This window comes from Saccharopolyspora sp. ASAGF58 (genome assembly GCF_012277335.1).
Taxonomy (GTDB): Bacteria; Actinomycetota; Actinomycetes; order Mycobacteriales; family Pseudonocardiaceae; genus Saccharopolyspora; species Saccharopolyspora hattusasensis.
Genome location: NZ_CP040605.1, coordinates 7,638,803 through 7,663,909 on the forward strand (window position 1 = coordinate 7,638,803; position 25,107 = coordinate 7,663,909).

At 68.9% G+C, this 25,107-nt stretch carries 26 protein-coding genes and 2 pseudogenes; 16 read left to right on the forward strand and 12 right to left on the reverse strand.

Annotated features, from left to right (window positions below):
- Positions 1–78: 78 nt before the first annotated feature.
- On the reverse strand, positions 79–792 hold the full coding sequence (locus FDZ84_RS35815) for a CDP-alcohol phosphatidyltransferase family protein (protein WP_190815259.1): 714 nt from the start codon (positions 790–792) through the stop codon (positions 79–81).
- 171 nt (positions 793–963) lie between these two features.
- On the reverse strand, positions 964–1,224 hold the full coding sequence (locus FDZ84_RS35820; protein WP_168584147.1) for a hypothetical protein: 261 nt from the start codon (positions 1,222–1,224) through the stop codon (positions 964–966).
- A gap of 328 nt (positions 1,225–1,552) precedes the next feature.
- On the opposite strand from FDZ84_RS35820, the gene FDZ84_RS35825 reads away from it, so the two are divergent.
- Together FDZ84_RS35825 and FDZ84_RS35830 are read left to right on the forward strand one after the other, a co-directional pair.
- Positions 1,553–3,457: a propionyl-CoA synthetase gene (locus FDZ84_RS35825; RefSeq protein ID WP_168589444.1), complete on the forward strand. Its 1,905-nt coding sequence runs from the start codon at positions 1,553–1,555 to the stop codon at positions 3,455–3,457.
- 138 nt (positions 3,458–3,595) lie between these two features.
- Positions 3,596–5,182 carry a beta-N-acetylhexosaminidase gene (locus FDZ84_RS35830; RefSeq protein ID WP_168589445.1) on the forward strand — a complete coding sequence of 529 codons (1,587 nt, stop codon included), beginning with the start codon at positions 3,596–3,598 and terminating at the stop codon, positions 5,180–5,182.
- On the opposite strand, the gene FDZ84_RS35835 is transcribed toward FDZ84_RS35830, so the two are convergent.
- From FDZ84_RS35835 to FDZ84_RS35855, 5 genes are read right to left on the reverse strand one after another with little or no spacing between them, the layout of a single operon-like run.
- Positions 5,146–5,433 carry a hypothetical protein gene (locus tag FDZ84_RS35835; RefSeq protein ID WP_246868668.1) on the reverse strand — a complete coding sequence of 96 codons (288 nt, stop codon included), beginning with the start codon at positions 5,431–5,433 and terminating at the stop codon, positions 5,146–5,148. The genes FDZ84_RS35830 and FDZ84_RS35835 overlap by 37 nt on opposite strands.
- 23 nt (positions 5,434–5,456) lie before the next feature.
- The gene (locus FDZ84_RS35840; RefSeq protein ID WP_371812739.1) at positions 5,457–5,693 is read right to left on the reverse strand and encodes an isochorismatase family protein; all 237 of its coding nucleotides are present in this window, start codon (positions 5,691–5,693) and stop codon (positions 5,457–5,459) included.
- The gene (locus tag FDZ84_RS35845; protein ID WP_168589446.1) at positions 5,675–5,965 is read right to left on the reverse strand and encodes a hypothetical protein; all 291 of its coding nucleotides are present in this window, start codon (positions 5,963–5,965) and stop codon (positions 5,675–5,677) included. The genes FDZ84_RS35840 and FDZ84_RS35845 overlap by 19 nt, the downstream gene beginning before the upstream one ends.
- A gap of 49 nt (positions 5,966–6,014) precedes the next feature.
- Entirely contained in the window at positions 6,015–7,352 is a 1,338-nt protein-coding gene (locus tag FDZ84_RS35850) for a carboxyl transferase domain-containing protein (RefSeq protein WP_168589447.1), read from the reverse strand.
- Positions 7,345–8,793, reverse strand: a complete 1,449-nt coding sequence (locus FDZ84_RS35855) for an acyl-CoA synthetase (RefSeq protein ID WP_168590604.1) — start codon at positions 8,791–8,793, stop codon at positions 7,345–7,347. The genes FDZ84_RS35850 and FDZ84_RS35855 overlap by 8 nt, the downstream gene beginning before the upstream one ends.
- Before the next feature lie 202 nt (positions 8,794–8,995).
- Between FDZ84_RS35855 and FDZ84_RS35860 the strand changes: the two genes are divergently transcribed.
- A complete protein-coding gene (locus tag FDZ84_RS35860; RefSeq protein WP_168589448.1) occupies positions 8,996–9,721 on the forward strand; it encodes a FadR/GntR family transcriptional regulator in 726 nt (241 codons plus the stop codon).
- A gap of 74 nt (positions 9,722–9,795) precedes the next feature.
- On the opposite strand, the gene FDZ84_RS35865 is transcribed toward FDZ84_RS35860, so the two are convergent.
- Entirely contained in the window at positions 9,796–10,632 is an 837-nt protein-coding gene (locus tag FDZ84_RS35865; RefSeq protein ID WP_168584616.1) for a transposase family protein, read from the reverse strand.
- A 404-nt stretch (positions 10,633–11,036) separates the two neighbouring features.
- Here FDZ84_RS35865 and FDZ84_RS35870 point away from each other — a divergent pair, with 404 nt between their 5' ends.
- The 4 genes and pseudogenes from FDZ84_RS35870 to FDZ84_RS35885 all read left to right on the forward strand — a co-directional run bounded on the left by FDZ84_RS35870 (position 11,037) and on the right by FDZ84_RS35885 (position 14,942).
- Positions 11,037–11,531 carry a VTT domain-containing protein gene (locus FDZ84_RS35870; protein WP_168589449.1) on the forward strand — a complete coding sequence of 165 codons (495 nt, stop codon included), beginning with the start codon at positions 11,037–11,039 and terminating at the stop codon, positions 11,529–11,531.
- 103 nt (positions 11,532–11,634) lie between these two features.
- Positions 11,635–11,906, forward strand: a pseudogene (locus FDZ84_RS35875) (catalase); the annotation flags it as partial.
- A gap of 335 nt (positions 11,907–12,241) precedes the next feature.
- Positions 12,242–13,312, forward strand: a complete 1,071-nt coding sequence (locus FDZ84_RS35880) for an IS110 family transposase (RefSeq protein ID WP_168589450.1) — start codon at positions 12,242–12,244, stop codon at positions 13,310–13,312.
- Positions 13,313–13,502: 190 nt separating this feature from the next.
- Positions 13,503–14,942, forward strand: a complete 1,440-nt coding sequence (locus FDZ84_RS35885) for an amino acid permease (RefSeq protein WP_168589451.1) — start codon at positions 13,503–13,505, stop codon at positions 14,940–14,942.
- 110 nt (positions 14,943–15,052) lie between these two features.
- Here FDZ84_RS35885 and FDZ84_RS35890 read toward each other — a convergent pair whose 3' ends face one another.
- A complete protein-coding gene (locus tag FDZ84_RS35890; RefSeq protein ID WP_168589452.1) occupies positions 15,053–15,217 on the reverse strand; it encodes a hypothetical protein in 165 nt (54 codons plus the stop codon).
- Between FDZ84_RS35890 and FDZ84_RS41405 the strand changes: the two are divergent.
- The 3 genes and pseudogenes from FDZ84_RS41405 to FDZ84_RS35895 form a co-directional block, all read left to right on the forward strand.
- Positions 15,216–15,497: pseudogene (locus FDZ84_RS41405) on the forward strand (Scr1 family TA system antitoxin-like transcriptional regulator); the annotation flags it as partial. The gene FDZ84_RS35890 and the pseudogene FDZ84_RS41405 sit on opposite strands and share 2 nt — an antisense overlap.
- Positions 15,427–15,798 (forward strand): Scr1 family TA system antitoxin-like transcriptional regulator, encoded by a 372-nt coding sequence (locus FDZ84_RS41410; RefSeq protein WP_371812740.1) that lies wholly within the window; start codon positions 15,427–15,429, stop codon positions 15,796–15,798. The pseudogene FDZ84_RS41405 and the gene FDZ84_RS41410, both read left to right, overlap by 71 nt.
- Positions 15,795–15,986: a DUF397 domain-containing protein gene (locus FDZ84_RS35895; RefSeq protein ID WP_168589453.1), complete on the forward strand. Its 192-nt coding sequence runs from the start codon at positions 15,795–15,797 to the stop codon at positions 15,984–15,986. Before FDZ84_RS41410 ends, FDZ84_RS35895 begins: the two co-directional genes overlap by 4 nt.
- A gap of 57 nt (positions 15,987–16,043) precedes the next feature.
- On the opposite strand, the gene FDZ84_RS35900 is transcribed toward FDZ84_RS35895, so the two are convergent.
- Positions 16,044–17,492, reverse strand: coding sequence for an MFS transporter (locus tag FDZ84_RS35900; protein WP_256413625.1), 1,449 nt, complete (start codon positions 17,490–17,492; stop codon positions 16,044–16,046).
- A 235-nt stretch (positions 17,493–17,727) separates the two neighbouring features.
- On the opposite strand from FDZ84_RS35900, the gene FDZ84_RS35905 reads away from it, so the two are divergent.
- From FDZ84_RS35905 to FDZ84_RS35920, 4 genes are all read left to right on the forward strand, one after another.
- Positions 17,728–18,588, forward strand: coding sequence for a TetR/AcrR family transcriptional regulator (locus FDZ84_RS35905; protein ID WP_168589454.1), 861 nt, complete (start codon positions 17,728–17,730; stop codon positions 18,586–18,588).
- Between the two features lie 74 nt (positions 18,589–18,662).
- Positions 18,663–19,547 carry a 3-keto-5-aminohexanoate cleavage protein gene (locus tag FDZ84_RS35910; RefSeq protein WP_168589455.1) on the forward strand — a complete coding sequence of 295 codons (885 nt, stop codon included), beginning with the start codon at positions 18,663–18,665 and terminating at the stop codon, positions 19,545–19,547.
- Between the two features lie 186 nt (positions 19,548–19,733).
- On the forward strand, positions 19,734–20,696 hold the full coding sequence (locus FDZ84_RS35915) for a 3-hydroxyacyl-CoA dehydrogenase NAD-binding domain-containing protein (RefSeq protein WP_168589456.1): 963 nt from the start codon (positions 19,734–19,736) through the stop codon (positions 20,694–20,696).
- A gap of 5 nt (positions 20,697–20,701) precedes the next feature.
- On the forward strand, positions 20,702–21,133 hold the full coding sequence (locus FDZ84_RS35920) for a thioesterase family protein (protein WP_210435817.1): 432 nt from the start codon (positions 20,702–20,704) through the stop codon (positions 21,131–21,133).
- A gap of 5 nt (positions 21,134–21,138) precedes the next feature.
- On the opposite strand, the gene FDZ84_RS35925 is transcribed toward FDZ84_RS35920, so the two are convergent.
- Positions 21,139–21,435, reverse strand: a complete 297-nt coding sequence (locus FDZ84_RS35925) for a hypothetical protein (RefSeq protein WP_168584148.1) — start codon at positions 21,433–21,435, stop codon at positions 21,139–21,141.
- A gap of 261 nt (positions 21,436–21,696) precedes the next feature.
- On the opposite strand from FDZ84_RS35925, the gene FDZ84_RS35930 reads away from it, so the two are divergent.
- Both FDZ84_RS35930 and FDZ84_RS35935 read left to right on the forward strand, forming a co-directional pair.
- Positions 21,697–22,641: an ADP-ribosylglycohydrolase family protein gene (locus tag FDZ84_RS35930; protein ID WP_210435332.1), complete on the forward strand. Its 945-nt coding sequence runs from the start codon at positions 21,697–21,699 to the stop codon at positions 22,639–22,641.
- 69 nt (positions 22,642–22,710) lie between these two features.
- Positions 22,711–22,881, forward strand: coding sequence for a hypothetical protein (locus FDZ84_RS35935; RefSeq protein ID WP_168589459.1), 171 nt, complete (start codon positions 22,711–22,713; stop codon positions 22,879–22,881).
- Between the two features lie 836 nt (positions 22,882–23,717).
- On the opposite strand, the gene FDZ84_RS35940 is transcribed toward FDZ84_RS35935, so the two are convergent.
- Positions 23,718–25,103, reverse strand: a complete 1,386-nt coding sequence (locus tag FDZ84_RS35940; protein WP_168589460.1) for an FAD-binding oxidoreductase — start codon at positions 25,101–25,103, stop codon at positions 23,718–23,720.
- Between the last annotated feature and the right edge of the window lie 4 nt (positions 25,104–25,107).

A 25,107-nucleotide genomic window follows, 5' to 3' on the forward strand; every position in this document is an offset into this window, starting at 1 on the left:
ACCCATGCCGCACCAAGGGCACCTCTTGCCGATTTGCTCAACGGGAGGTGCCCTTCGCGCGGGACGACCGAGCGGTGCTCAGACCGGTTTGGCGCGGGCCTGATGGACCGCCGCCACCACCTGCCCGAGGTAGAGGATGCCGGCCCACAGGTAGAGCGCGCCGCCCCAGCAGGTGAAGGCGTAGGCGATCGGGCGCACCACATCGGACAGCGGGAAGTCCTCCTGCACCAGCAGCAACAGCGGGAACGCGTACATCAGGCAGAAGGTCGCGGCCTTGCCAAGGTAGTGCACGTCCGGCGGCTCGTAACCGTGCCATCGCAACGCCGGCAGGCACAGCGTGAGCACCACGTCGCGGATGACGAGCGCGGCGGCGACCCACCAGGGGACCACGTCGCGCAGCACGAAGGCGACCAGGGTGGCGACTATGTAGAGGCGATCGGCGGCCGGGTCGAGCAGTTCGCCGATGCGGCTGTACTGGTTGAGCCAGCGGGCGAGCTTACCGTCGAGCCAGTCGGTGATGCCGCTGATCACCAGCACCAGGAGCGCGAGCAGGTCGGCCTTGGGGCCGAGCAGCAGCCAGAGGAACACCGGCACGCCGGCCAGCCGGATCACGCTGAGCAGGTTCGGCAGCGTCCACCACGGATCGGCCCACACACCCGCGGCCGCCTCCCGGATCCGGGCTATGCCGGGATCGGGTCGTCCTGCTGCGGGTTCCTGGCCCGCCGGACCGGCGTTCATCCCGCCGTCTCCGCTCGTGGTGTTCTCCGTGGTGCGCTCAGCATCCTGCACCACGAGCCTCCCCTGAATGGTTGTGCGGCCTGCCCCCACTTCGGACGCAACTTGTGCATCCCGGCCAGATCAGGGTCTCACATTCCTCGCACAACACACTTGGCGGCCGGGCTCCCGCGAAGCCGGTCGATCGGGCTGCTCCGCGCGGCGGGAGCCGTCGGCCACCGGCGCGGCCTAGGCCTGCCTATGGCTCCAGCCGCGGCGGCGGAGATCCGCATCGGTGAGGAACCGCGCCCGGCCTCGGTCGTCGACACCCGCCCAGCGAGCCCCGGTGGACCCTTCGCGAACGTAGGAATGGCCACCGCTCCACACCACGCTGCACGGCGCGGTGGGCAGTTCGGCGGACGGGCTGCGTGCGGGTTCAACCCCGGCGGCAGCGGCCTCGGCGGACTGGGCGGCGAATGCCTGTGAAGACAGGGCCGGTTCCGTGCTCATCGTTGTAGCACCTCCGATTCGGTTGTCGGCGCGATGCGCCGTGGTGTTAGCCCGATCATCGACTTCGATTGATTGTGTTCGGCCGAGCACGCTCTGTCGCGCCGATCCGGCCACCCAGCGCCAAACGGACACGTTGTGTCGCCGAAGTGCATCCGGATATCCGAACGGCGCTCAGCGCGACCGAAGTCCGGTCACCGCTCGTCCGATCATCCGTGTTTCGGTTGTGACAAAAGCGTTTCGCACTTCGCTGCGGGTGACCCTGGCGCTACTCCGCGTTGTGCGGTAGGACCACAGGCGACATCGCGGCGGGAGCGGGAGGAATGTGGTCATGGGTGCGTATGCCGAGGCCTACCGGCGGAGCCTGGCCGAACCGGAGGGCTTCTGGCTCGACGCGGCGGCCGCGATCGAGTGGGAGCAGGCACCCTCGCGTGCCTTGGACGCCACCGGGGATCCGTTCTTCCGGTGGTTTCCCGACGGCGTCCTCAACACCTGCTTCAACGCGCTGGACCGGCACGTCCGCGATGGCCGCGGCGAGCAGACGGCGCTGATCTGGGATTCGGCGATGACCGGCGAGGTGCGCCGCTGGACCTACCGGGAGCTGCTGGACCGGGTGGCGCTGTTCGCCGGGGCGTTGCGGGCGCAGGGCGCCGAGCCGGGCGATCGCGTCGTGATCTACCTGCCGATGATCTCCGAGGCCGTCGTGGCGATGCTGGCCTGCGCGCGTATCGGGGCGGTGCATTCGGTGGTCTTCGGCGGCTTCGCGCCGAAGGAGTTGGCGGCGCGCATCGACGACGCCCGCCCGACGCTGATCGTCGCGGCGTCGTGCGGCCTGGAGCCGAACCGGATCGTCGAGTACAAGCCGATCGTCGACGAAGCGCTGCGGATGACCGAGCACCAGCCGAAGCGGGTGATCGTGTTCCAGCGCGAGCAGGCCCTCGCCGAACTCGGCGAGCGCGACGTGGACTGGCAGGACGCGCTGGCGCAGGCCGAACCGGCCGATTGCGTGCCGGTGAAGGCCACCGATCCGCTGTACGTGCTCTACACCTCGGGCACCACCGGGCGCCCGAAGGGCGTGGTGCGCGACAACGGCGGGCACGCGGTCGCCCTGCGCTGGTCGATGGCCAACATCTACGACATCGGGCCGGGTGACGTCTTCTGGGCCGCCTCGGACGTCGGCTGGGTGGTCGGCCACTCCTACATCGTCTACGCGCCGCTGCTGACCGGGGCGACGACCGTGGTCTACGAGGGCAAACCGGTGGGCACGCCGGACGCAGGTGCGTTCTGGCGGGTCATCGCCGACCACCGCGTCAAGGCGTTGTTCACCGCGCCGACCGCGTTCCGGGCGATCAAGCGGATGGACCCGGACGCGGAGCTGCTGGCCGCCCACGACACCACGAGCCTGCAGACGCTGTTCCTGGCCGGCGAGCGGCTGGACCCGGAGACCTACCACTGGGCATCGAAGCGGCTCGGCGTGCCGGTGGTCGACCACTGGTGGCAGACCGAGACGGGCTGGCCGATCTGCGCGAACCTGCGCGGGCTGGAGCCGATGCCGGTCAAGCCGGGGTCGCCGACAGTGCCCGTGCCCGGCTACGACGTCGTGGTGCTCGACCAGGCCGGGCAGCCGCTGCCTCCGGAGACCGACGGTGCGATCTGCATCAAGCTGCCGCTGCCGCCAGGCACGCTGCCGACGCTGTGGGGCGCCGACGAGCGGTTCCACGAGTCCTACCTGTCGCGCTACCCCGGCTACTACCTCACCGGCGACAACGGCTACATCGACGCCGACGGCTACCTGTTCGTGATGGGCCGCACCGACGACGTGATCAACGTCGCCGGGCACCGGTTGTCGACCGGCTCGATGGAGGCGGTGCTCGCGGAGCATCCGGCGGTCGCCGAGTGCGCGGTGATCGGGGTGCACGACTCGCTGAAGGGACAGGTGCCGCGCGGGTTCGTGGTGCTGAAGTCCGGTGTGGACATCGCCGAAGAGACGCTGCGCGACGAGCTGGTCGCGGCGGTTCGGGCGCAGATCGGGCCGGTGGCGGCGTTCCGGGACGTGGCGGTGGTGGACGGGCTGCCCAAGACCCGCTCCGGGAAGATCCTGCGCAAGTCGATGCGCGAGATCGCCGATACCGGCGACACCAAGGTGCCCTCCACCATCGAGGACCCGGGGGTGCTGGACAAGCTGCGGCCCGCGCTTCGCGGCGAGGGGGGCCCAACTGTTGGGGGAGCTGGGTAAATATGTTTCGTTTCGGGTTGGCATGGTTTGCCGCGAAGGAACCTGGCAGGTAGGCCCGATACGCCCAGTTGGAGGCTGTCCGTTCCAAATTTGGTCTATACCTTTATGGGGCCGTTCCCCGATCATGGAGCGAGACACATGACCAGACCGCCCCTACCGACGGTTCGCAAGGCAGCGCTCGCCGTCGTGGCGGGTGCGCTGCTCACCGGTGGGCTCGTAGCTCCCGTCGGCGGCGCACCAGCCGTGGAGAACACCGCGATGGAAAACATCATCCCCGCCCCCGAGTCGGTGCAGCCGGCCCCCGGAACCACCTTCGAACTGACCGGGCAGACCTCGGTCAAAGCCGCCGGCGAAGCCGCCGAGGCCGGCGAGTACCTGGCCGGAATCCTGCGCCCGGCCACCGGATTCCCGGTGCCGGTCGACCAGCGCGCGCTCGGCTCCGGCGACATCTCGCTGGCGCTCGACGGATCGCCTGAGCTCGGCGCGGCCGGGTATCGACTGCAGGCGGCCGACGACAACATCGGCATACACGCGACCAGTGTCGAGGGCCTGTTCAACGGCGTGCAGACGCTGCGCCAGCTGCTGCCCGCCGCGATCGAGAGCCCGACCGAGCAGCCCGGGCCATGGACCGTGCCCGGCGGCGAGATCGTCGACAAGCCGAGGTTCGAGCACCGGGCCACAATGCTCGACGTCGCGCGGCACTTCTTCACCGTGGACCAGATCAAGCTCTACATCGACCAGGTCGCCCGCTACAAGATCAACTGGTTGCACTTGCACCTCACCGACGACCAGGGCTGGCGGATCCAGATCAACAGCTGGCCGCGGCTGACCGAGCACGGCGGCAGCACCGAGGTCGGCGGCGGCCCTGGCGGGTACTACACGCAGGAGGACTACGCGGAGATCGTCGAGTACGCCGCGTCCCGGCACATCACCGTCGTGCCGGAGATCGACATGCCCGGCCACACCAACGCCGCGCTCGCTTCCTACCCCGAGTTCAACTGCGACGGCGTCGCGCCGCCGCTGTACACCGGGATCGAGGTCGGCTTCAGCTCGTTCTGCGTGGACAAAGAGATCACCTACCAGTTCGTCGAAGACGTCGTCCGGGAGATCGCGGCGATCACCCCCGGGCCGTACCTGCACATCGGCGGCGACGAGGCGCACTCGACCACCGACGAGGACTACAAGCAGTTCTTCGAGCGGGTGATCCCGCTGCCCGCCAAGTACGGCAAGACCGCGCTGGGCTGGCACGAGTACGGCAAGGCGGCTCCGGAGGGCGACGCGGTGCTGCAGTACTGGGGCACCACCGACTTCGACCCGCTGCTCACCGATGCGGTCGCCCGGGGCAACAAGATCCTGGCCTCGCCGGCGAATAAGTCCTATTTGGACCAGAAGTACGACGAGAACACCGAGCTGGGCCTGCACTGGGCGGGTTACATCGAGGTCGCCGACGCCTACGGCTGGGATCCGGGCAGCTACCTGAAGGGCGTGCCGGAGGAGTCGATCCTCGGCGTGGAGGCACCGCTGTGGTCGGAAACCCTGGAGAACTCGGACCACATCGAGTTCATGGCCTTCCCCCGGCTACCGGCCATCGCCGAACTCGGCTGGTCTCCCAAGTCCGCCCAGAACTGGGAGTCCTTCAGCCAACGCCTGGCCACCCACGCCCCGCGACTGGCGGCATCGGGCATCGACTACCACCGATCCCCCCAAATCCCCTGGCAAGACTGAGTCGTTGAACAGGTGAGGGGCACCCTTGGGGTCGAGGACCGCCCACCACTCCGCCAGGGTCGGGCGCTCGGCGAGTCGGCGAAGGTGATCTGGGCGCCCAGGCGGCGCCACTTCTCCACCAGCGACATGATCCGCACCCAATCCAGGTCCCAGTCGATGAGGTTCTCCTCGTCGGTCAGTTCAGCCGGTTCCTCGTAAAGCAGCTCGGCAACCTGCGCCCGCACGTCTTCCAGTGTCAACGTCTGCGACATCCCCACGCTCTCCCCGGAACTCGTCAAGCCACTTCGGAGCCGTGCAGCACCAGCGGCCGCCCCAGCGCCGCCGAGGTGTCCACCACGGCGCACCGCTTGGCCGCGTAGTCCAGCGCCATCCGGTGCTCCGCCAACGAGAAGTCCGCGACGGCGTCGGCGGCCACGAACGCCTGGATGTCATGCTGGAACGCCTCGGCCGCGGTCATCAGGCAGCCGATGTGGGCGCAGGGCCCGGTGGTGGTCAGCTGGTCGAGCGCCACCTGACACCCCGGACGATCACCACCCACATCATCACTGCGCGAAATCGCCATCCGGCATGCGCGGCGAACGCCGATTTCGCGCGAAAACGCCAACCAGCAAGCACGGCGAACGCCGATTTCGCGCGAAAACGCCAACCAGCAAGCACGGCGAACGCCGATTTCGCGCGAAAACGCCAACCAGCAAGCACGGCGAACGCCGATTTCGCGCGAAAACGCCAACCAGCAAGCACGGCGAACGCCGATTTCGCGCGAAAACGCCAACCAGCAAGCACGGCGAACGCCGATTTCGCGCGAAAACGCGGCCCCTTCGACGCGGGCGGGTCAGCGCGCGATGCCCTGGACGAAGCCCAGGTCCAGGAGATCCTGCGGGCGCAGGCGCAGGCGTCCGGCGAGTTCCGGCACTTCGGCCGGGTCGTGCTTGAGGATCGCGGCGCTGGATTCCGGTGCTATCACGGCGAAGTACGCATCCGAGGTGATCCAGGTCCGCTCCGGGGCCGCCAGCGCCAGGGCACCGCCCGAGCCGCCCTCGCCGACGACCAGCGTGGTGACCGGCACCTGCGCGTCGGCGACCGCGGCGAAGACCTCCGCGATGGCCGGCCCGATGGCGCCGCGTTCGGCCGCCGCGTCGTTGGCCGCGCCCGGGGTGTCGACCAGCGTCAGCACGGGGATGCCGAGCTGGTCGGCGAGCCGAATCAGCCGGGCCGCGGTGCGGAACCCGGCCGGGGTGTTCGCGGTTCCCGTCTGGGCGGCGAAGGCGATGGTGCGCCCGTTGTGGTCGCCGAATCCGCAGATCATCCCCTCGTCGTAGCCACCGGCCCGGTCGCCGCTGATCTCGAAGCGCCGGGCGAGGTAGGCGTCCAGGTAGGCCCGGGCGCGCGGACGGTCGGCCGAGCGCGCCCGCTGCACCGCGTCCCAGCCGGTCGCGGGCAGGTCGCCTGCGGTCAGCGCGGCCGGGACCGGGGCGGGTTCAGCCGGCCAGACCAGCTGCTGCGGGTGCAGCAGCGACAACAGGTCCGCCAGCACGCGGGGCAGTTCGGCATCGTCGACGACCCGGTCGACCTGGCCGTCGGCAAGCTTGCCCTCGGCGTGGAACGCCTCGCCGTTATCCGCCGCGCTGCGCACCCGGCTGCCACCGAAGGCGACCGCCGCGCCGGACGTCGCCAGCACGACGTCGGCCGCCGCCGCCAGCGCTACCCACATGCCGCCGGTGGTCGGGTTGCGCAGCACCGCGACGTGCGGGATCCGGTCCTTGCGGGTCAGCAGGCAGGCCCGCGCGATCTCCTGCAACTGGCGCAGGGCGCAGATCCCCTCCTGCATGCGACTGCCGCCCGAAGCCACCAGCGAGATCACCGGCAGCCGGAGCTCCCGGGCCTGTTCGAAAGCCGCCACGATGCGCGCCCCGGACGCCTCCCCGACCGAGCCGCCGAGGAAGGCGAAGTCGAAGGCGACGAGCACCGCCTGCCGCGACCCGACCCAACCCCGCCCGCACAGGACAGACTCCTCCGCCCCAATCCGCTCGGTCGCGCGGGCGCGCTGGTCGTCGTAGCCGGGCCAGCCCAGCGGGCCGTCCGCTGCCGACGGCCCGGCCGGGGGCTCGAACTCCTCGAACCCTCGGCTGATCGATTCGACCAGCGCGCGAGCCGCGGAGTGCTCAGCCATGCTGCAGCGCTTTCTTCTGCACCTTGCCCATCTCGTTGCGCGGCAACGCATCCAGGAACCGCACCTCGCGCGGCCGCTTGTGCGGGGTGAGCAGCCGGGCGACATGGTCGGCCAACTCCTGCTCGGCGACCTGCTGGCCGGGTGCGAGCACGATCCAGGCGATGATGCGCTCGCCCAGGTCGGCGTCGGGCTCGCCGGTGACCGCGACCTCGGCGACCGCAGGGTGCTCCAGCAGGCAGTTCTCGATCTCGCCCGCGCCGATCTTGTAGCCGCCGCTCTTGATGATGTCGGTGGCCTTGCGGCCGACGATCCGGATGTAGCCGTCCGGCGCGCGGGTGGCCACGTCACCGGTGCGGAACCAGCCATCGACGAACGCCGCGTCGGTGGCGTCCGGCCGGTTGAGGTAGCCGCTGAACAGGTTCGAGCCACGCACCAGGATCTCGCCGACGGTCTCGTCGTCGCTGGCGGTGATCTCCTCGCCCTGCTCGTCGACGAGTTTGAGCTCGACCCCGGCGAACGGGCGCCCCACGTAGCCGGGCCGGCGGTCCCCGTCGGCGCGCACGCCGCAGTTCATGATCGTCTCGCTCATGCCGTAGCGCTCCACGACCCGCTGCCCGGTGAGGCGCTCGATGCGCTCGTGCTCGACCGCGAGCAGCGCCGCGGAACCGGAGACCAGCAGCCGTGCCTTGCCGACCGACCGCCCGATCTGCGGGTCGCGCTCGGCGTCCTCGGCCAGCCGGTGGTACATGGTCGGCACGCCGAACATCATCGTCGCGGGCCCGGCGAGCTCTTCGGCCACGGCGGCGGACGAGAACTTGCCCAGGTGGTGGACCGTCCCGCCGAGCCGCACCGGGCCGAGCGTGCCGAGGATCAGCCCGTGCACGTGGAACAACGGCAGGGCGTGCACCAGCACGTCGCGGTCGGTCCACTCCCAGGCCTCGGCCAGCGCGTCGAGGTTGGCGCGGATCGCGCGGCGGGGCAGCACCACGCCCTTCGGCGGCCCGGTGGTGCCCGAGGTGTAGACGATCAGCGCGGGGTCGTCCTCGCCGGCCTTCGACGGCAGCTCACCGCCGCGGGCACCCAGGTCAACCTCGTGCACCGGCACGTCGCCGAGCCCCTCCGGGCGCTGGAAACCGGGCGGGGCCAGCAGGAGTTCCGGCTTGCTGTCGCCGAGGATGTGCGCGAGCTCCCGCTCCCCCACCTTAGGGTTGATCGGCACCACCGCGACGCCAGCGCTCAGCCCTCCGATCACGGCGGCGCAGGTCTCCGGCGTGGCGGTCGCCCAAACCGCGATCCGCTTCGCGGTTCCGACCCGCTCGGCGATCGCGGCGGCCACCTCCGACAGTTCCCGGTAGTTCAGCGCGCGCGGCCCGAACCGCAGCGCCTCCTTCTCGTCGGGCTTTCGCAACTTGGGAAACAGCACCTGCGCCGCGCCGGCCATGACCACCTCCACGCTCCTCAATGTCCCGCCCGCGGACCCGCGATGCCCGGTGAGCCGGAAGCCGACAGTGGTCCACTGGCTCGACCACTTTCGCGCCGATCTCGACGCCGCGTCAAGGAAGTGTGGCAAAATTGGCTCATCCACTCGGCCAGATGGCCGGTGCTAGCCTTCTCTCCATTGATTCCCGGCCTGGAGGAACCCGGTGCCCGAAGCCCTGCGCCCACTCGCCCGCCCCCGCCTGTACGAGCAGGTGGTGCAGCGACTGCGGGAGCACGTGGCTGATTCGGGCCTGCGCGTCGGCGACCGGCTACCGCCGGAGCGGGAGCTCGCGGAGCGGCTCGGCGTCAGCCGGGCGTCGGTCAAACAGGCGATCGTCGTGCTCGAAGTGCAAGGCCTCGTCGAGGTGCGCCACGGCGGTGGCACCTACCTTCGCCGCGAATCGCTGGACGCGGAACCGGTCGCCGACCTGGTCGCGCGCAAGCGCCGCCTGCCGGAGGTTCTGGAGGCGCGAGAGGCGCTGGAGACCAAGCTCGCGGAGCTGGCCGCGCAGCGGCGCACCGAAGCAGACCTCGCCGAGATCGACGCGGCGCTGGCGGACATGCGCCGCGAGATAGCCGAAGGCGGGCTCGGCAGCGAGGGGGACCGCCGGTTCCACGCCGCGATCACCGCCGCCGCGCACAGCTCGCTGCTGGGCGACTTCATGCGGACCATCGCCGCGGAGATCACCGAGAGCCGCCAGGAGTCGCTGCGCCAACCCAACCGGCCGGGCAAGTCGCTGGCCCAGCACGAACGCATCGCCGAGGCGATCCGGGCGGGCAACCCGCGCGCGGCGGTCACCGCCATGCGCCGCCACCTCCAAACGGTCAGCCGGGTCCGCCTCCTCTCCTGGGACCCCGACGCCGAACCCGCCCGCCCAGACGAGATTTAAAAGGCACAAATTTCCACAGCACGAAACCACCGTCCGATTTGACGCAATTTCAATGAATTGATCTCAGTAGGGGGTTATGCGAGTCGGCCGTGTTCGAATTGGGTGAGTACGAGTGCGGCTTTGACGATGAGGCCGATTTTGCGGGGGCTGGTGGTGAAGTGTCGTAGGACGCGCCAACGGCCGGTGAGCAGGGCGAATCCACGTTCGCCGAGGGCGCGCAGGCCGCGCAGCAGTTTGTTGTAGGTCTGGTTGTCGACGTCGAGTGGGCGGCCTTTGCTGGTTTTGGGGCGTTTGATCGGGGTGAGGACCCCGGCTCCGGCACCCTGGTAGCCGCCGTCGGCCAGGGTGGGTAGGTTGAGCTGGGAGTAAGCCCAGTACAGGGCGCCGAGGACGTGGTTTTCAGCGGCGGTGATGTCGTGGATGGACCCGGGCTCGACGTCGGAGGCCCACAGCGGGAACCCGTCCGGGTCTGTCAGTGCTTGGATGTTGCCGGCTTGTTCGCGGGTTTTCCCGGAGTACCACAGGTCGATCTCGGCGCCTTTGGCACTGGTGGTCTTTTCGCCGAGACGGTCGGAGGAGAAGTTTTTGCCGTCCAGGATCAGATAGGCGTCGCCGTTGTCTTTGGCCCGTTGCAGGGCGTCGTGCAGATCCGGGGCCTGCGCGGCCAGTGCCTTGATGCCCTCGTCGACATACCGGTAGCCGGTGGCACGGGCGACACCGTGATCGCGAGCCAGTTTGGTGATGTCGGTATCGTCCCGGAACCACCGCAGGACCAGCACAGCCTGCCAGAACGTGGTCAACGCCCGGCGCCCCTTGCGGGTCCCTTTCCGGCGGCGTTCACCGGCCAACAGCCGGCTGAGGAAGACCACCAGTTCACGGGGAACATCGAGTTTGGCAGAATACGTGACCACGTGGGGCCCTCCCTGGTCGAAGATCCTTTCTTGGTCGAACTTCTTCTACCAGGGACCCCACGTCCCACTCTCCCCGGGCCAGCCCTACCCGATCACACACCCATTCCGGCAGGCCGCCCTCCAGAGACTTCTTACTGAGATCACCTCAATGGAAATCGAAGGTCCAATTTCAATGGAAATTGCTGGGAACGAAACTAGATTTCCGCAATTCGGTAGTTTTCCCTTCTTTCCGCTGACGACCAACCGTCGCGAGGGGGTGTCCCGGCGCGAAAATCCGTCCGGATGGGTGGCGGCCGGAAGTGGGTCGGTAGGCTCTGGCGGGCCTGTTCCAGCAGCTACGGAGCTTTCGACTTGATCCACCATCCGGGTTCGCAACGCGGGCGTGCCGTCGGCCGGGTGGTCCGATGATCGGGTGGTTGCTGGCCACCGCGGGCACGGCCGCGCTCGGCAGCGTGTTCCCACTGGTCAACATCGAGCTCTACCTGCTCGGCGTGGTCTCCACCGTGGACGGCGTCGGCTGGTGGGCGTTCGGGCTGGCCGCGGCCGTCGGCCAAATCGCCGGGAAGACGCTGTTCTACCTGGCGGGCAAGGGCGGCTTCGCGCTCGGCGAGCGGTTGCGCAAACGCGTCGAAGCCAAGCGTCGCCGCAGGTGGTCCGCCTGGTTCGAGAAGTTCCACCAGCGGACGCAGGAACGCCCGTGGTGGGGACTGGGCGTGTTCTGCCTAAGCGCCGTCCCCGGCATCCCGCCCTACAGCCTGATGTGCTTCCTCTCCGGTGCGGCCGGCATTCCGCTGATCGGCTTCCTCGTCGCGAGCCTCATCGGCCGCTCGCTGCACTTCCTGATCGTCGCCGGTGCGCCGGAACTGCTGCACTGGCTCCCCGCCGCGCTCGGCTCGTAACCGTGGCATCCCGGCCCGGGTGACCGGGAACCCGTTGGGGCGGTTCAGCCGACACCGAGGGGAGCAGCCGCGATCGACAACGATGGGCACGACGCCAAGCAACGACAGCTTGATGATCCGGCTGGGCGGTCCGAACTTCGCGCAGCTGCCGGTCAACCGCCCGGTGGCCGAGGTCGCCAACAACCGGCGGGACGGCTACGGGCAGCAGCGCGTCCACAAGGGACGGACCAGCTACGTCGAGAACAGCCTCGGCGGCGGTTGCCCGGCCTGGCCGACGAGGGTGCCTTCCCGCACTACCAGGAGAAGGCCGAGAGGCACAAGATCCGCAGGCGCAGCGAAAGCTTCAAGGACTTCTACCGCCAGGCCACTCTGTTCTGAAACAACATGGCCCACTCGGAGAAGGAGCACATTGTCGCGGCGTTTTGATCGTGCCGGGTGGCGCGGCCGTATTCACGACGCGTGAGATGAAGCGAACGGACAGTGATGATGTGTGTAGTGACGCCGCTGGTGGGTCTGACCCTCGAACGGACTGACGGCTTGCCTGTCCTGGAACGGATCTGTCGGCCTTACCGGGCGTTGCTACGCACGCGGCCGGACGGGCGTTTGTGACCTTATAGGAGCTTGGCTAGAAGCCCCGTCACTGTCTTGTCCTCCCGCCCGACCGGCGCGTGCCGCCCGAGGTAACGGACACAAGGACGGACAGGACCAGCATGACGCAAGAAAGCCCGCGGGTCATCGGCGGAGTCGATTCCCATGGCCAGACCCATCACGGCGCGGTGATCGACCAGGTGGGCCGGCACCTGGCCGACAAGGAGTTCCCCACCACCACCGATGGCTACCGGCGGCTACTGGAATGGATGCGGTCGCACGGACAGCTCGTCGCGATCGGGGTCGAGGGAACCGGTGCCTACGGCGCCGAGCTCGCCCGGGTACTCACCGCCTCTGGCATCACCGTCATCGAGGTGGATCGCCCCGACCGTAAAACCCGTCGCCTAAAAGGAAAAACAGACCCGATCGATGCCTACGCCGCAGCCACCGCGGTCCTGGCCGAACGCGCCACCGGCATCCCGAAAAGCCGTGACGGTGTGGTCGAGGCCATCCGCGCCCTGCGCGTGACCCGCACCAGCGCGGTCAAAGCCCGCACCCAGGCGATCAACCAGATCCATTCACTGCTGGTCTCCGCACCCGCGGTGCTACGCGAACAGACCACCGGCCTGAACACCGCCGCACTGATCACCACCCTGGCCCGGCTACGACCCGGCCAGGACCTAGCCCACCCGGCGACGGCCACCCGCGCCGCCCTGCGCCTACTGGCACGGCGCTACCAGGCCCTCGACACCGAGATCGCCGAACTCGACAACGCCATCGCCCCGCTGATCCTGCAGGCCTGCCCGGAGCTGCTGGAACTCCGCGGCGTCGGCACCCAGACCGCCGGTACCCTCCTGGTTGCCGCCGGCGACAACCCCGAACGCATGCGCTCCGAAGCCGCGTTCGCCCACCTCACCGGAGCCGCCCCCATCCCCGCCTCCTCCGGCCGCACCGACCGCCACCGCCTCGACCGCGGCGGCAACCGCGCCGCCAACAACGCCCTCTACACCATCGTCCTGGTCCGCATGCGCCACGACGAACGAACCCGCGCCTACGTCGAACGCCGCACCCAGGAAGGACTCACCAAAAAAGACATCATCCGCTGCCTCAAACGCTACGTCGCCCGCGAGGTCTACCACGCACTCACCACCACCCCCACAACACAACAAACCCCTCCAAAAACCGCCGCTTGACATCTATAGGAGCATCTGTTCGCCCGCTCTATCGAGATTCACTGTCCGTTCGCTCCAAACGGATCGCATCGCAACCTGCAGCCGACCACCCAGGGTCACGTTTCGTACCGACGTGATGACGCACGCGATGCCGATTGGGCCCCGCCGCTCGCATCTCTTACCGTGGCAGCTTGTGAACGTCTTTCGAACAATGCCCGTCGAGGACGTACTGACCCGCGGCGAGCGCAGCGGCCTGATCCGCCGGCTCACCGGGCGCGACCTGGTCGGCTTCGGCACCGGCATCATCATCGGCACCGGGGTGTTCACGCTCGCCGGGATCGAGGCCAAGGAGCACGCCGGACCCTCGGTGGTGCTGTCATTCGTGGTCGGCGGCATCGTCGCGGCGCTGGCCGCGCTCGCCTACGCCGAGCTCGCCTCGGCGGTGCCGACCGCAGGCAGTGCCTACACCTACGGCTACGCCACGCTCGGCGAGCTGTTCGCCTGGATCATCGGCTGGGACCTGCTGCTGGAGTTCGCGCTAGGCGCGGCGGTGGTATCGCGCAGCTGGTCGGGCTACGTCTCGAACCTGCTCGGCCTGCCCCCGCAGTGGTTCGGCGAGGACGCCGCTGTCAACGTCGGCGCGATCCTGATCATCGCGATCCTGACCGTCATCGCAGTGATCGGCATACGCGAATCGTCGTGGGTGACCAACGCGCTGGTCGTGGTCAAGGTCGCGGTGTGCGTGCTGGTGATCGTCGCCGGGCTGTTCTTCGTCAGGGGCGCCAACCTCGTGCCGTTCATCCCGCCCGCCCAGCCCGCGCCGACCACCGCGAGCGTGCTGGAACAGCCGCTACTGCAGGCGGCGCTGGGCATGGAGCAGTCCATGTACGGCATCGGCGGCATGTTCACCGCGGCGGCGATCGTGTTCTTCGCCTACACCGGCTTCGAGGCGCTGGCCAACCTCGGCGAGGAGACCAAGCACCCGAAGCGCGACCTGCCCATCGGGCTACTCGGCAGCCTGATCGTGTGCACCCTGCTGTACGTCGCGGTCGCGGTCGTGCTCACCGCGATGGTGGACTACCGGCAGATCGACGAGGCTGCCCCGCTGGCGGCGGCCTTCCAGACCGTCGGTCAGCCGTGGGTGGCGGCGCTGATCGCGCTCGGCGCGGTGACCGGGCTGACGTCGGTGATGATGGTCGAGCTGGTCACCATCGGCCGCATCGGCTTCGCGATGAGCCGCGACGGCCTGCTGCCGCCGAAGCTCTCCCAGGTGCACCCGAAGTGGGGCACGCCGCACCGGATGACCATCGGCGGCGCGGTGGTGATCATGCTGCTGGCCGGGTTCATCCCGATCTCCGAGCTGGCCGACATGGTCAGCATCGGCGCGCTGTCCGGCTTCGTCATCGTCGCCATCGCGGTCCCGGTGCTGCGCCGCCGCAAGCCGGAACTGCACCGCCCGTTCCGGATGCCGCTGTCGCCGGTGCTACCGATCATCACCGCCCTGGCGTGCCTGTACCTGATGTCCAACCTGGACATCATCACGTGGCTGCGCTTCGCGACCTGGCTGGTGCTGGGCCTGGTGATCTACTTCGGCTACGGCCACCGCCACGCCCGCCTGGCCAACCCCACTCCGGAAGCCGCCCGCGACTAACTCCGTCCGAACGATCCGCCATCGGCGTCCGACAGAATTCCGGGTGAAGGGCACTTTGACCGATTTTGCCGGCCAATGATGATGCCCTTCACCCGCTGCAAATCGTGCACTCAGGCCGCGGCGAGTTCTTCAATCGCCTTGGTGCCGAGGCCGATGAGCGCGGCGAGGTTCTCCCGGCCGATGCTGAGGACGTACTCGCTGTTGCGTCCACAGTAGAGAATCACGAGATCGTTCAGTCGATCGATCTCGTACCGCATCGGCACCTCGTCCTCCATCTCAACCTTCCAGCGCTTTGCTGACCTCGAGGCCAGCGCCACGGAGATCAAGAGTTGCGAATCAGGAATCATCCCAGGCCTTTTGCAAGCTCCCAGCTACATCAACGCTGTCTTCGACGAGGCCGACGGAGCTTGGTGGGGCGCAGAAGACCCCGAACGCGAGCAACGTGTTGCTTTCCGACTCGAACGTCAGGTGCGAACGCTGAACCATGACACCACGAAGTCCCTCCACTTCGTGGTGTCCGAGGAAGTCCTACACGCAAGAGTCGGCGTTCCTGACGTCATGCGGGAGGTTGGCACACATCCTGCACTTGACGAACAACCGGAACGACCTCGTCGTCCAGGTGCTACGACACGATGCCCAGAACCCAACGAGGGGCGGTGGGCTCACCGTCTTCGGCTTCGGGCACAGGGGAACACCGGTTGGCTTCTCGACGACGCTGTTCGGGCCTTCCACCTACTACCAAGACACCACTGACATTGCGATCATGTCTCGTGTGTTCGACCGCATGCGGACCCCGGCGCTCAGTCCGCGCGCATCCTTGCGGTTGATCGAGCAAATCTTGGAGGGTATGGAATGACGTCGCGAACTCCTCTCAACACCGACTGGTTCAAGAGCTCCCGGAGCACCGCGAGCAGCGACAACTGCGTCGAGGTCCAGTTGCTCGGCAGCGCCGTTTGCGTGCGGGACTCGAAGGCTCCCGAAGACGGCGTGCTCAGCTTCGGCTCCGCCACTTGGAGCACCTTCCTGGCTTCCTTAAAGGTATAGCGTTTCCGCTGATCAGGGCCCGTGAGTACTTTTGGGGGCTATAACACCCAAAAGCGCTCACGGGTCTTCAGCAGCGGAAACGGTGCGCCTTGCCAGTACGACCTCGGCGAGGGCTACGACCAGGGCGGCCGTGACGAAGCCGACCGAGACGATCAGGCCGTCCGAGATCGCCGCGTCGAAGCCGCTCGTCGTCAGGGTGCCGAAGAACAGACCCGAGGCCGCCGCCGTGCCCACCGCCGAGCCGATGCGCTGGCCCGTCTGCTGGACTCCCGCCGCCGTCCCGCCGTGGGCGGCGTCGATCTCGCTCAGTGTCACCGTCTGGTTCGGCGAGATCACCAGGCCGCTGCCGGTTCCGGCGATCAGCAGTGGCAGGGCCGTCACCATTCCAGCCGCCTCTCCCGGATGCGTGGCCAGCAGCAGGTCCGTCGCCAGCAGGCCGAGCAGCGCCGCCGCTAAGCCGATGATCACCAATCTTCGGCCCATCCGGTGCACGATCCGGCCGCCGACGGCCGACGCCACCGCCGAGCCGACCGCGAACGGCGTCAGCGCCAGGCCGGCCTGCAGCGCCGAATAGCCGAGGCCGCGCTGGAAGTACACCGCCAGCACGAAGAAGATGCTGGTGAACCCGGCGAAGTACAGCAGCCCCAGCGTTGCGCCGAACGAGTAGCTGCGGATCTTCAGCAGCCGCATGTTCACCAGCGGCACGCGCCCCCTCGCCCGGTACCAGTACTCCCACGCCACGAACAGCGCCAGCAGGACCGCGGCGACGATCATTAGGAACCACGGCGCGCCATGGCCGCTCTCCTGCTCGACCAGCGGCAACAACAGGCACAGCAGGCCACCACCAAGCAGCAGCACCCCGACCAGGTCGAGGCTGCGGGACTGTTCGCGCTCGCCGTCGCGCGGCAGCACCCGCAGCCCGTAGAGCACCGCCGCGATACCGATGGGCAGGTTCACGAAGAACACCCAGCGCCAGCCGTGCTCCTGCCCGGCGAGCTGGATGATCAGGCCGCCCAGCAGCGGGCCGATCGCCGTCGAGATGCCGACCACCGCGCCGAACAGGCCGAAAGCCTTGCCGCGCTCGCGGCCGTGGAACAGCTGCTGCATAAGGCCGAGCACCTGCGGGTTGAGCAACCCGCCGGCCACCCCCTGCAGCAGGCGGGCGATGACCAGCCACAGCGGGGTCAACGCGAATCCGGCCAGTGCGCTGGCCAGCGTGAAAGCCGCCAGCGCCAGCAGGAATATCCGGCTGCGGCCCCGGTCGTCGCCGAGCCGACCGGCCGGCACCAGGACCAGGCCGAAGGTCAGGGCGTAGCCGGAGACCACCCATGACAGCGCCGCCGCCGGCGCGTCCAGCCCCTGCTGGATCGACGGCAGCGCGACGTTGACGATGCTGACGTCGAGCAGGGTCATGAAGCCGGCGACCAGGCAGATGGCCAGTACTCGCCAGCGCCGCGCGCTCTCCTGCCCCGCGGCGGTCTTCGCCACCGGCCTGGTGCTGTTCACGAGTTCAGCTCAGCACGTTCGTTCTGCGCTCGCACCATCCGAGACTCGCACCGGCATTGCGACCGACTGACTTATCAATCACAACCCACTCCATGCGTGATCGTCGCCACGGGCCATGTTAACGCGATTGGCTAGGCATGTTGCTCTAATGCGAGGCAGCCCACGGCAACCCACCGGGATCGCAACACGAACAGTTCATTGCGATTCTCGCAACGTGCTGTTAGCGTTCCGTCCCGTGGAAGACACGACGGCCACGTTGCGCCAGCGAGTGCGCGATGTGTTGCGCAAGTATCCCGGGAGCCAGCGTGCCTTCGCCGAGCGAATCGGACTGGACCCAACGAAGCTCTCCAAGTCGCTGACCGGGACCCGCCGGTTCACCCCGGTCGAGCTCACCCGGATCGCCGAGCTCACCGGCGTCACGGTGAACTGGCTGATCAACGGCGGCGACGACATCGAGACGGTTGCCGCCGCGCCGCAGCGCACCGCACGGCCCGGGCGCGAACCCGGCGACCTCCGCGAAGCGGGCCGGTACCAGCAGATCCTCGACGCCGCCTGGACGCTGATCGCCGAGCGCGGCTACCACTCGGTGCGGGTCGCCGACGTCGCCAAGGCCTGCGGCACCAGCGCCGCGACCATCCACTACTACTTCCCCGGCCGCAACGACCTGCTCACCGAGACCCTCCGCTACTCGGTGCGGCTGGCCTTCGACCGGCAGGTCGCCGAGCTGCACAGCATCGAGGACGCCCACGAACGCCTGCTGAGGCTGGTGGAGCTCCAGCTGCCCACGCCGGGCCTGCTGCGCGCGGAGTGGTCGATCTGGCTGCAGGTGTGGACCGAGAGCGCCCTGAACCCAGATCTCCAGGTGCTGCACAGCGATTCCTACACGCGCTGGCACGACACGATCGCCCGCACCATCCGGCAGGGCCAGCAGCAGGGCGTGTTCACCGACACCGACGCGGAAGAGCTCACCGTGACGCTGACCGCGCTCATCGACGGGCTGGGCATCCAGGTGCTCGCCGGGCGGCCCGGCCGGTCGGTGGAGCGGATGCGGCGGGTGCTGCGCGAGTTCGTCGAGCGCGAGATCGTCCGGCATTGAAGTGAAAGACCCCACCCGGGCGCGGATTCCGGTGCGCCCGGGCGATCAGCCGCCCCCACGGAAGGGAGAGCCCCATGGGCAACGAAGTGATCATCACCGCCGCGCTCACCGGCGCCGGTGACACCACCGGCAAGAGCGAGTTCGTCCCGGTCACCCCGGAGCAGATCGCCAAGTCCGCGGTGGAGGCCGCCGCGGCCGGCGCAGCCGTGGTGCACATCCACGTCCGCAACATCGAGACCGGGCAGGGCTCCCGCGACGTGTCGCTCTACCGCGAGGCGGTGGAGCGGATCAAGGAGACCGGGATCGACGTGGTCATCAACCTGACCGCAGGGATGGGCGGCGACCTGGTCATCGACGTCGACGACCCGCTCAAGCCGGTGGACGGCACCGACCTGGTCAACGGCCTGGACCGGCTGCCGCACGTCGAGGAGCTGTTGCCGGACATCTGCACGCTGGACTGCGGTTCGCTGAACTTCGGGGAGGGCAGCCAGCTCTACATCTCCACCCCGGACATGCTGCGCGCCGGCGCCAAGCGGATCCAGGAGCTGGGCGTCAAGCCGGAGCTGGAGATCTTCGACTCCGGCAACCTGTGGTTCGCCACCAAGCTGATCGAGGAGGGTCTGATCGACGACCCGCCGCTGTTTCAGCTGTGCGCGGGCATCCCGTGGGGCGCCCCGCCGGACCCGGGCCTGCTGCAGGCGATGGTGCACATGCTGCCCGCCGGCGCGAACTGGGCGAGCTTCGCCATCGGCCGCGACCAGCTGCGCTGGGTGGGCCTGACGGCCGCGCTGGGCGGCAACGTCCGCGTCGGCCTGGAGGACAACCTCTACCTGAGCCGGGGGGTCAAGGCCACCAACGGACAGCTGGTCGAACGCGCGGTGACGATCGTCGAGGGCATGGGCATCCGGGTCGCCACCCCGGACCAGGCCCGCGAACAGCTCGGCCTCGAGAAGCGTTGACACCAGACGTTCCGTAGGCCCTGGCGATTTCGCGCGAAATCGCCATCCGTCCCCCGTGCAGACCGCCGATTTCGCGCGAAATCGCCGCCCGTCCCCCGTGCAGACTGGCGATTTCGCGCGAAATCGCCGCCCCCGACGCGAGCGGCTGCGGCCGCGTCGAAGACGACCTCGAAAAGGAATCCCAAGTTGAACGAGAACACCCCCTCCCCCGCGGCGGTGCGGCGGGTCACGTGCATCGGTGCCGGTGTCATCGGCGGCGGTTGGGTCGCGCACTTCCTGGCGCGCGGCTACCAGGTGACCGCGTGGGACCCGGCCCCGGACTTCGAGGCCAAGCTGCGTCGGCTGGTCGACGCCGCGTGGCCCGCCCTGATCGAACTCGGGTTGGCCGACGGCGCCTCCTGCGACAACCTCGTCATCGCCCCGACTCTGGCAGAAGCCGTCGCCGAGGCCGATTTCGTGCAGGAGAGCGCGCCGGAAGACCTTGCGCTCAAACGGGATCTGCTGGCCCGCATCGACGCGGCGACCCCGGCGGGCGTCGTGGTCTCGTCGTCCACCTCCGGCTACGGCATGACCGAGATGCAGGTGGACTGCCCGATGCCGCAGCGGTTCGTGGTCGGGCACCCGTTCAACCCGCCATACCTCATCCCGCTGGTCGAGGTCGTCGGCGGCGAGCGGACCGAGCCGTGGGCGGTGCAGTGGGCAGCGGAGTTCTTCGAGGTCGCCGGCAAGTCGGTGATCACCATGGACCGCGAGGTTCCGGGCTTCATCGCCAACCGGCTGCAGGAGGCGATCTGGCGCGAGGCGCTGCACATGGTCGCCAACGGCGAGGCCACACCGGCGCAGATCGACGCTTCGATCACCGAAGGGCCCGGCCTGCGCTGGCCGCTGCTCGGACCGTGCCTGACCTTCCACCTTGCCGGTGGTGAGGGCGGCATGGCGCACATGCTGGACCACTTCGGCCCGTCGCTGAAGTCGCCGTGGACCCGGCTGGAGGCGCCGGAGCTCACCGACGAGCTGCGCGACGCCATGGTCAAGGGCTGCGAGGAGGCCGCCGACGGCCGCAGCATCGCCGAACTGATCGCCGACCGCGACCTCGCGGTGATCGCCGTCATGCGTGCGATCGATGGCGTGCGCAACGGCAAGCCGTGACCGGGCTGCGGGAGTACCGGCAGCGGGTCCGTCCGGAGTGGATCGACTACAACGGCCACCTCAGCGAGGCCTACTACGTGCTGGTGTTCGGGTTCGCCACCGACGCGGTGATGGATCAGGTGGGGCTGGACGCGTCCTACCGCACCGACACGGGCTGCTCGCTTTACACGGTGGAGGCCCACGTGCGTTACCTGCGGGAGGTCAAGTCGGCTTCGGACCTGGTGGTGACCAGCCGCATCGTGAGCACTGGCGCCAAAAAGGTTCACATCTGCCACGAGATGTCGGTCGACGGTGCATTGGTGGCGACCGAGGAGATCATGGCGCTGCACGTGAACGGCCAGCAGGGCGGCACGACTCCGTTCCCGACGGCTGTGGCGGAGCGGTTCGCCGACCTGGCCGAGCCCGCGCCGGAGTACGCGGGCCGATCCATCGGCTGAACGCCTCAGGTGAGCGGGACCCCTGGGTCCCGCTCACCTGGCGACAACAACCCGGTCGAGCACCGCACACCGCTGGCTAGGACGAGGAGCGTGTCGGCGGCAGCGAGCATCCGGGCTTCGGGATATCCGCCGACGGCCAGGAATCCGGCGCAAGAGGCCGCCGCGCCCAACACCAGCGCGAGGACGAGTTCCGCGGGCCCAGACCGACAATGCCGAGATCGTTTCGCGCCGTGCCACACCCGCATCAAGTAGACCGTACACAACACCTGGTTCACGTAGACCGCACCCGACACCACGAGCAAGCCAGAAACCCGGATGCCGCAACGAGGTTGTGCGCGCCGCGCCGTGCGGACGGGACCACCGCCAGCCGGCCAAGGCTGCCACGGCGGACAAGACGATCAGGGCGCCCAGGACGGCCGACACCATTTTCTCCCAGGTTGAAAGCGCGTTCGAGCGCGTTCGAGGCAGCGGCTATCCGGGGAAGGCGGGAGGTTGACCACGTCCATTCCCCCGCGCTGGGCGTACCGTTGACGGCAACAACCTGTGTCCTCGGGAGGTCGCGGGTGAACTCGACCGGTTTCGCGTCGGCGCACGACCGCGCCCGCGGGTTGTTCACAGGAGTCGGACTCGGCGACGCCATGGGCGCCCCGTTCGAAGGCAAGCCATCGGTCAGCGAGCTGACCTTGCGGGAGTTCGAGCACTCCAACCACCAGCTGCGCTACACCGACGACACCGCGCTGACCATCGCCGTGGCCAAACACCTGCTGGAGCGTGCCCGCCTCGGCGGGCACCTGCTAGACGAGGGCGAGCTCGCCGCCGCCCTCGCCTGCGCCTGGAACCGGGAACCGTGGCGCGGATTCGCAACCTCGGCGGCGGACCTATTCGGGCAGCTCAACTCGGGCGTGCCGTGGCGGGATGCGGCCGTGTCGATGTTCCGCGGGCAGGGTTCGTTCGGCAACGGCGCCGCGATGCGCTGCGCGCCGGTGGCGTTGGCCGCGCAAAGCGCCCACCACGCCGCGGAACTGGGCCGCCGCGCGGCATCGGTGACCCATGGCCACCCCGACGGGCAGGAAGGCGCGGCGGTGCAGGCCTGCAGCGCGTACCTGGCCCTGCACACCCGCGGGTCGCTCGACCCGGAATCTTTCCTGCGCAAGCTGGCCCACGTCATCCACGAACCGGGGTGGGTGCGGCGGCTGCAAGCGGTCGCCGCACAGCTTGGGCACCGGGACCCGCACCGCGCCGCCGAGGAGCTCGGCAACGACGTGCGGGCCACGCATTCGGTGCCGCTGGCGCTGTGGGCGTTCCTCGGCCACGCCGAAAGCCCGGTCGACGTCGTGCGGCAGTGCATCCGGGCCGGCGGCGACACCGACACCATCGCCAGCATGGCGGCGGCGCTCACCGGGGCCATGCGCGGCGCCGCTGGCTGGCCGCAGTCATGGCTGCGCCGCTTGGAGGGTCTCCACCGGCTGCACGACCTGGGCGACCAACTCGCGCGGTTGTCGCCGTGAGCCGCGCGCCGTGTGGCCGGGCTCGTTACCGTTGCGGTTGATCCGGCCAGCAACCGACTGGAGGAATCGATGGACCCCGAAACCCCGGAAGCCGACGCCGCCGAACAGGCGCGCCAAGCCGAGGAAATGCCCGACGAGGAAGAGCCGGAACAGATCGAGGTCCCCCTCGACGCCGACCCCGCGGACCTCGCCGACCAGCACCGCCCGGTCCCGGTGGACGACTCCTACGACCACGACTGACCGGTCCACCGGCGATTCCAGCGAGCGTTCTCCAACCTCTTCTTGCGTAGCGGTGCGGGTAACGGAACCCCAGCGGCCTTCTCGGCTGTGGGAGCCCGGACGCACGTATGACCACGCGTCCGGGCTGGCCTCTCGGTCGGCATCGTGCTGGTCGACCCGATCTTGCGGAGCCTCGCCGAGGCCCGCAGCGCCGCCGCCGAGCACTGAAGCCAGCCCCGCCAGCCGGGGTTGGCGCAATTTCGCGAGAAATTGACCGTCACCCGGGTGAACGTCAATTTCTCGCGAAATTGCACCCCGCCCCACGGCACGGCGCGGGGTGATCACGGAACGTGGTGGGTCGCTTCATCAGGGGTTGGTGCGATTTCTCGCGAAATTGTCCGCACCTGCGGGCTGGGCGGATCAGGGTTGGCAGTTGGGGCAGTGTGGTATGCGACTCCGGCTTCGACGCCGTCGAGAAGACCGCTGAGAACCCGCGGCGGTGCCAGTTGCGAGGTGGGCCGAGGCGGCTACGCCGCTTGCGGCAGCCCCGTACCGATGGGGCTTCCAGCGTCGCGGCTGCGGATCGGCCAGGATGGGCTCAATGCGAATCGGCGCGCTGATTTCCGATTGAAATCGCCTCAGAGCCTGTCGGCGAATGCCGTCCGCGCCTTTGGAAGCGGCGTAGCCGCTTGCATTCACCTTGCCAAGACGACCATCGGCGGGTTCTGAGAGGTTTTCTGGCGAGGACGGCCCCTCCGCCGCGTATTGGACATACATCAGGAGGGGCACCCGCAGTCCAGGGAACCTCTCAGGTTCCGCTAAGCGACCACCCACCCAGACCATTCACCAACAGGCTCTCACACCGGGTCGGGCAGGACTCGGCCGGGGTTGAGGATGCCGTGGGGGTCGAGGGCGTTCTTGATCGTTCGCTGGGTCCATAGGCCCGCGTTGTCGAGCTCCTCACCCAGCCAGCGCCGCTTGAGGTGGCCGACGCCGTGCTCACCGGTGATGGTGCCGCCGAGCTCCAGCCCCAGTTCCATGATCGCGTCGAACGCGTGCTGCGCGCGGACCACCTCGTCCGGGGCGTCGGAATCGAAGGCGACGACCGGATGCATGTTGCCGTCGCCGGCATGCCCGGCGCACAGCACCTGCACCCGGTGCTGCTCCGCGATCCTCCCCAGTCCCTCGACCAGGTCCACCAGCCGCCGCCGGGGTACGCACACGTCGTCGACCAGCAGCGACAGGCCGAGCTTCTCGTGGGCGTCCCCGACCAGCCGCCGGGCCCGCATCAGGAGCTCGCCCTCGGCCGGGTCGTCCGCGACGACCACCTCGGTGGCGGCGAAGGAACGAGCCACGCGCTCGAAGGCCGCCAGGTCGGCCGGAGCGGCCTCGCCGCGGTCGGACTGCACGAGGAGCATTCCTGCCACGCCGTCCGGGAAGCCGAGGTCTGCGATGCGCTGCACCGCGCGCACCGTCGGGGCGTCCATGAACTCCAGCACCGACGGCCGGTAGCCCTCCCCCAGGTATCCGGCGACGGCGCGGGCCGCGTCGGCGATCGTCGGGAAGAACGCGACCGCGGTCAGCGGCTGCGCTGCGGCCGGCCGCAGCGCGACGGTGACCTCGGTGACCACGCCGAGGGTTCCCTCGGAGCCGACCATCAGCCGGGTCAGGTCGTAGCCGGCGACGCCTTTGGCGGTGCGGCGCCCCGTGCGCATCACCCGGCCGTCGGCGAGCACCACCTCCAGGCCGCGCACGAAGTCGCCGGTCACGCCGTACTTCACGCAGCACATGCCCCCGGCGTTGGTGGCCACGTTGCCACCGATGGTAGAGATGCTGCGGGAACCCGGGTCGGGCGGGTAGAACAGCCCGTGCTCGGCGGCCTTCGCCGCGAACACGCCGTTGACAACGCCGGGCTGCACGACGGCGATCTGCTCGCCGGTGTCGATCTCGACGATCTGGTCCATCTTCTCCAGCGAGAGCAGGATGCAGCCGTCGATGGCGTTGGCCGCACCGGACAGCCCGGAGCGCGCGCCCTGCGGCACCACCGGAACCCGGTTCTCGTGCGCCCATTTCAGCGTCGTCGCGACGTCCTCAGTGGACCGCGCGCGGACCAGCACCGATGGTTTTCCGGCCGGGCAGAAGGTGGCCCGGTCCCTGCGGTGGGCCTCCAGCACGTCGACGTCGTCGAACACGCGGCCTTCCGGCAACAGCTCCCGCAGCGGGTGCACGTCAGTGGCGGTCATCGGC

Bases quoted from the DNA above. Each gene is read 5' to 3' on its own strand.
- FDZ84_RS35910 (WP_168589455.1), top strand. From the start codon at position 18,663: ATGGGCAACGAAGTGATCATCACCGCCGCGCTCACCGGCGCCGGTGAC.
- FDZ84_RS41410 (WP_371812740.1), top strand. From the start codon at position 15,427: ATGACACCACGAAGTCCCTCCACTTCGTGGTGTCCGAGGAAGTCCTAC.
- FDZ84_RS35830 (WP_168589445.1), top strand. From the start codon at position 3,596: ATGACCAGACCGCCCCTACCGACGGTTCGCAAGGCAGCGCTCGCCGTC.
- FDZ84_RS35885 (WP_168589451.1), top strand. From the start codon at position 13,503: ATGCCCGTCGAGGACGTACTGACCCGCGGCGAGCGCAGCGGCCTGATC.
- FDZ84_RS35880 (WP_168589450.1), top strand. From the start codon at position 12,242: ATGACGCAAGAAAGCCCGCGGGTCATCGGCGGAGTCGATTCCCATGGC.
- FDZ84_RS35935 (WP_168589459.1), top strand. From the start codon at position 22,711: ATGGACCCCGAAACCCCGGAAGCCGACGCCGCCGAACAGGCGCGCCAA.
- FDZ84_RS35940 (WP_168589460.1), bottom strand. From the start codon at position 25,103: ATGACCGCCACTGACGTGCACCCGCTGCGGGAGCTGTTGCCGGAAGGC.
- FDZ84_RS35870 (WP_168589449.1), top strand. From the start codon at position 11,037: ATGATCGGGTGGTTGCTGGCCACCGCGGGCACGGCCGCGCTCGGCAGC.
- FDZ84_RS35855 (WP_168590604.1), bottom strand. From the start codon at position 8,793: ATGGCCGGCGCGGCGCAGGTGCTGTTTCCCAAGTTGCGAAAGCCCGAC.
- FDZ84_RS35835 (WP_246868668.1), bottom strand. From the start codon at position 5,433: ATGTCGCAGACGTTGACACTGGAAGACGTGCGGGCGCAGGTTGCCGAG.
- FDZ84_RS35825 (WP_168589444.1), top strand. From the start codon at position 1,553: ATGGGTGCGTATGCCGAGGCCTACCGGCGGAGCCTGGCCGAACCGGAG.
- FDZ84_RS35890 (WP_168589452.1), bottom strand. From the start codon at position 15,217: ATGGAGGACGAGGTGCCGATGCGGTACGAGATCGATCGACTGAACGAT.
- FDZ84_RS35850 (WP_168589447.1), bottom strand. From the start codon at position 7,352: ATGGCTGAGCACTCCGCGGCTCGCGCGCTGGTCGAATCGATCAGCCGA.
- FDZ84_RS35820 (WP_168584147.1), bottom strand. From the start codon at position 1,224: ATGAGCACGGAACCGGCCCTGTCTTCACAGGCATTCGCCGCCCAGTCC.
- FDZ84_RS35895 (WP_168589453.1), top strand. From the start codon at position 15,795: ATGACGTCGCGAACTCCTCTCAACACCGACTGGTTCAAGAGCTCCCGG.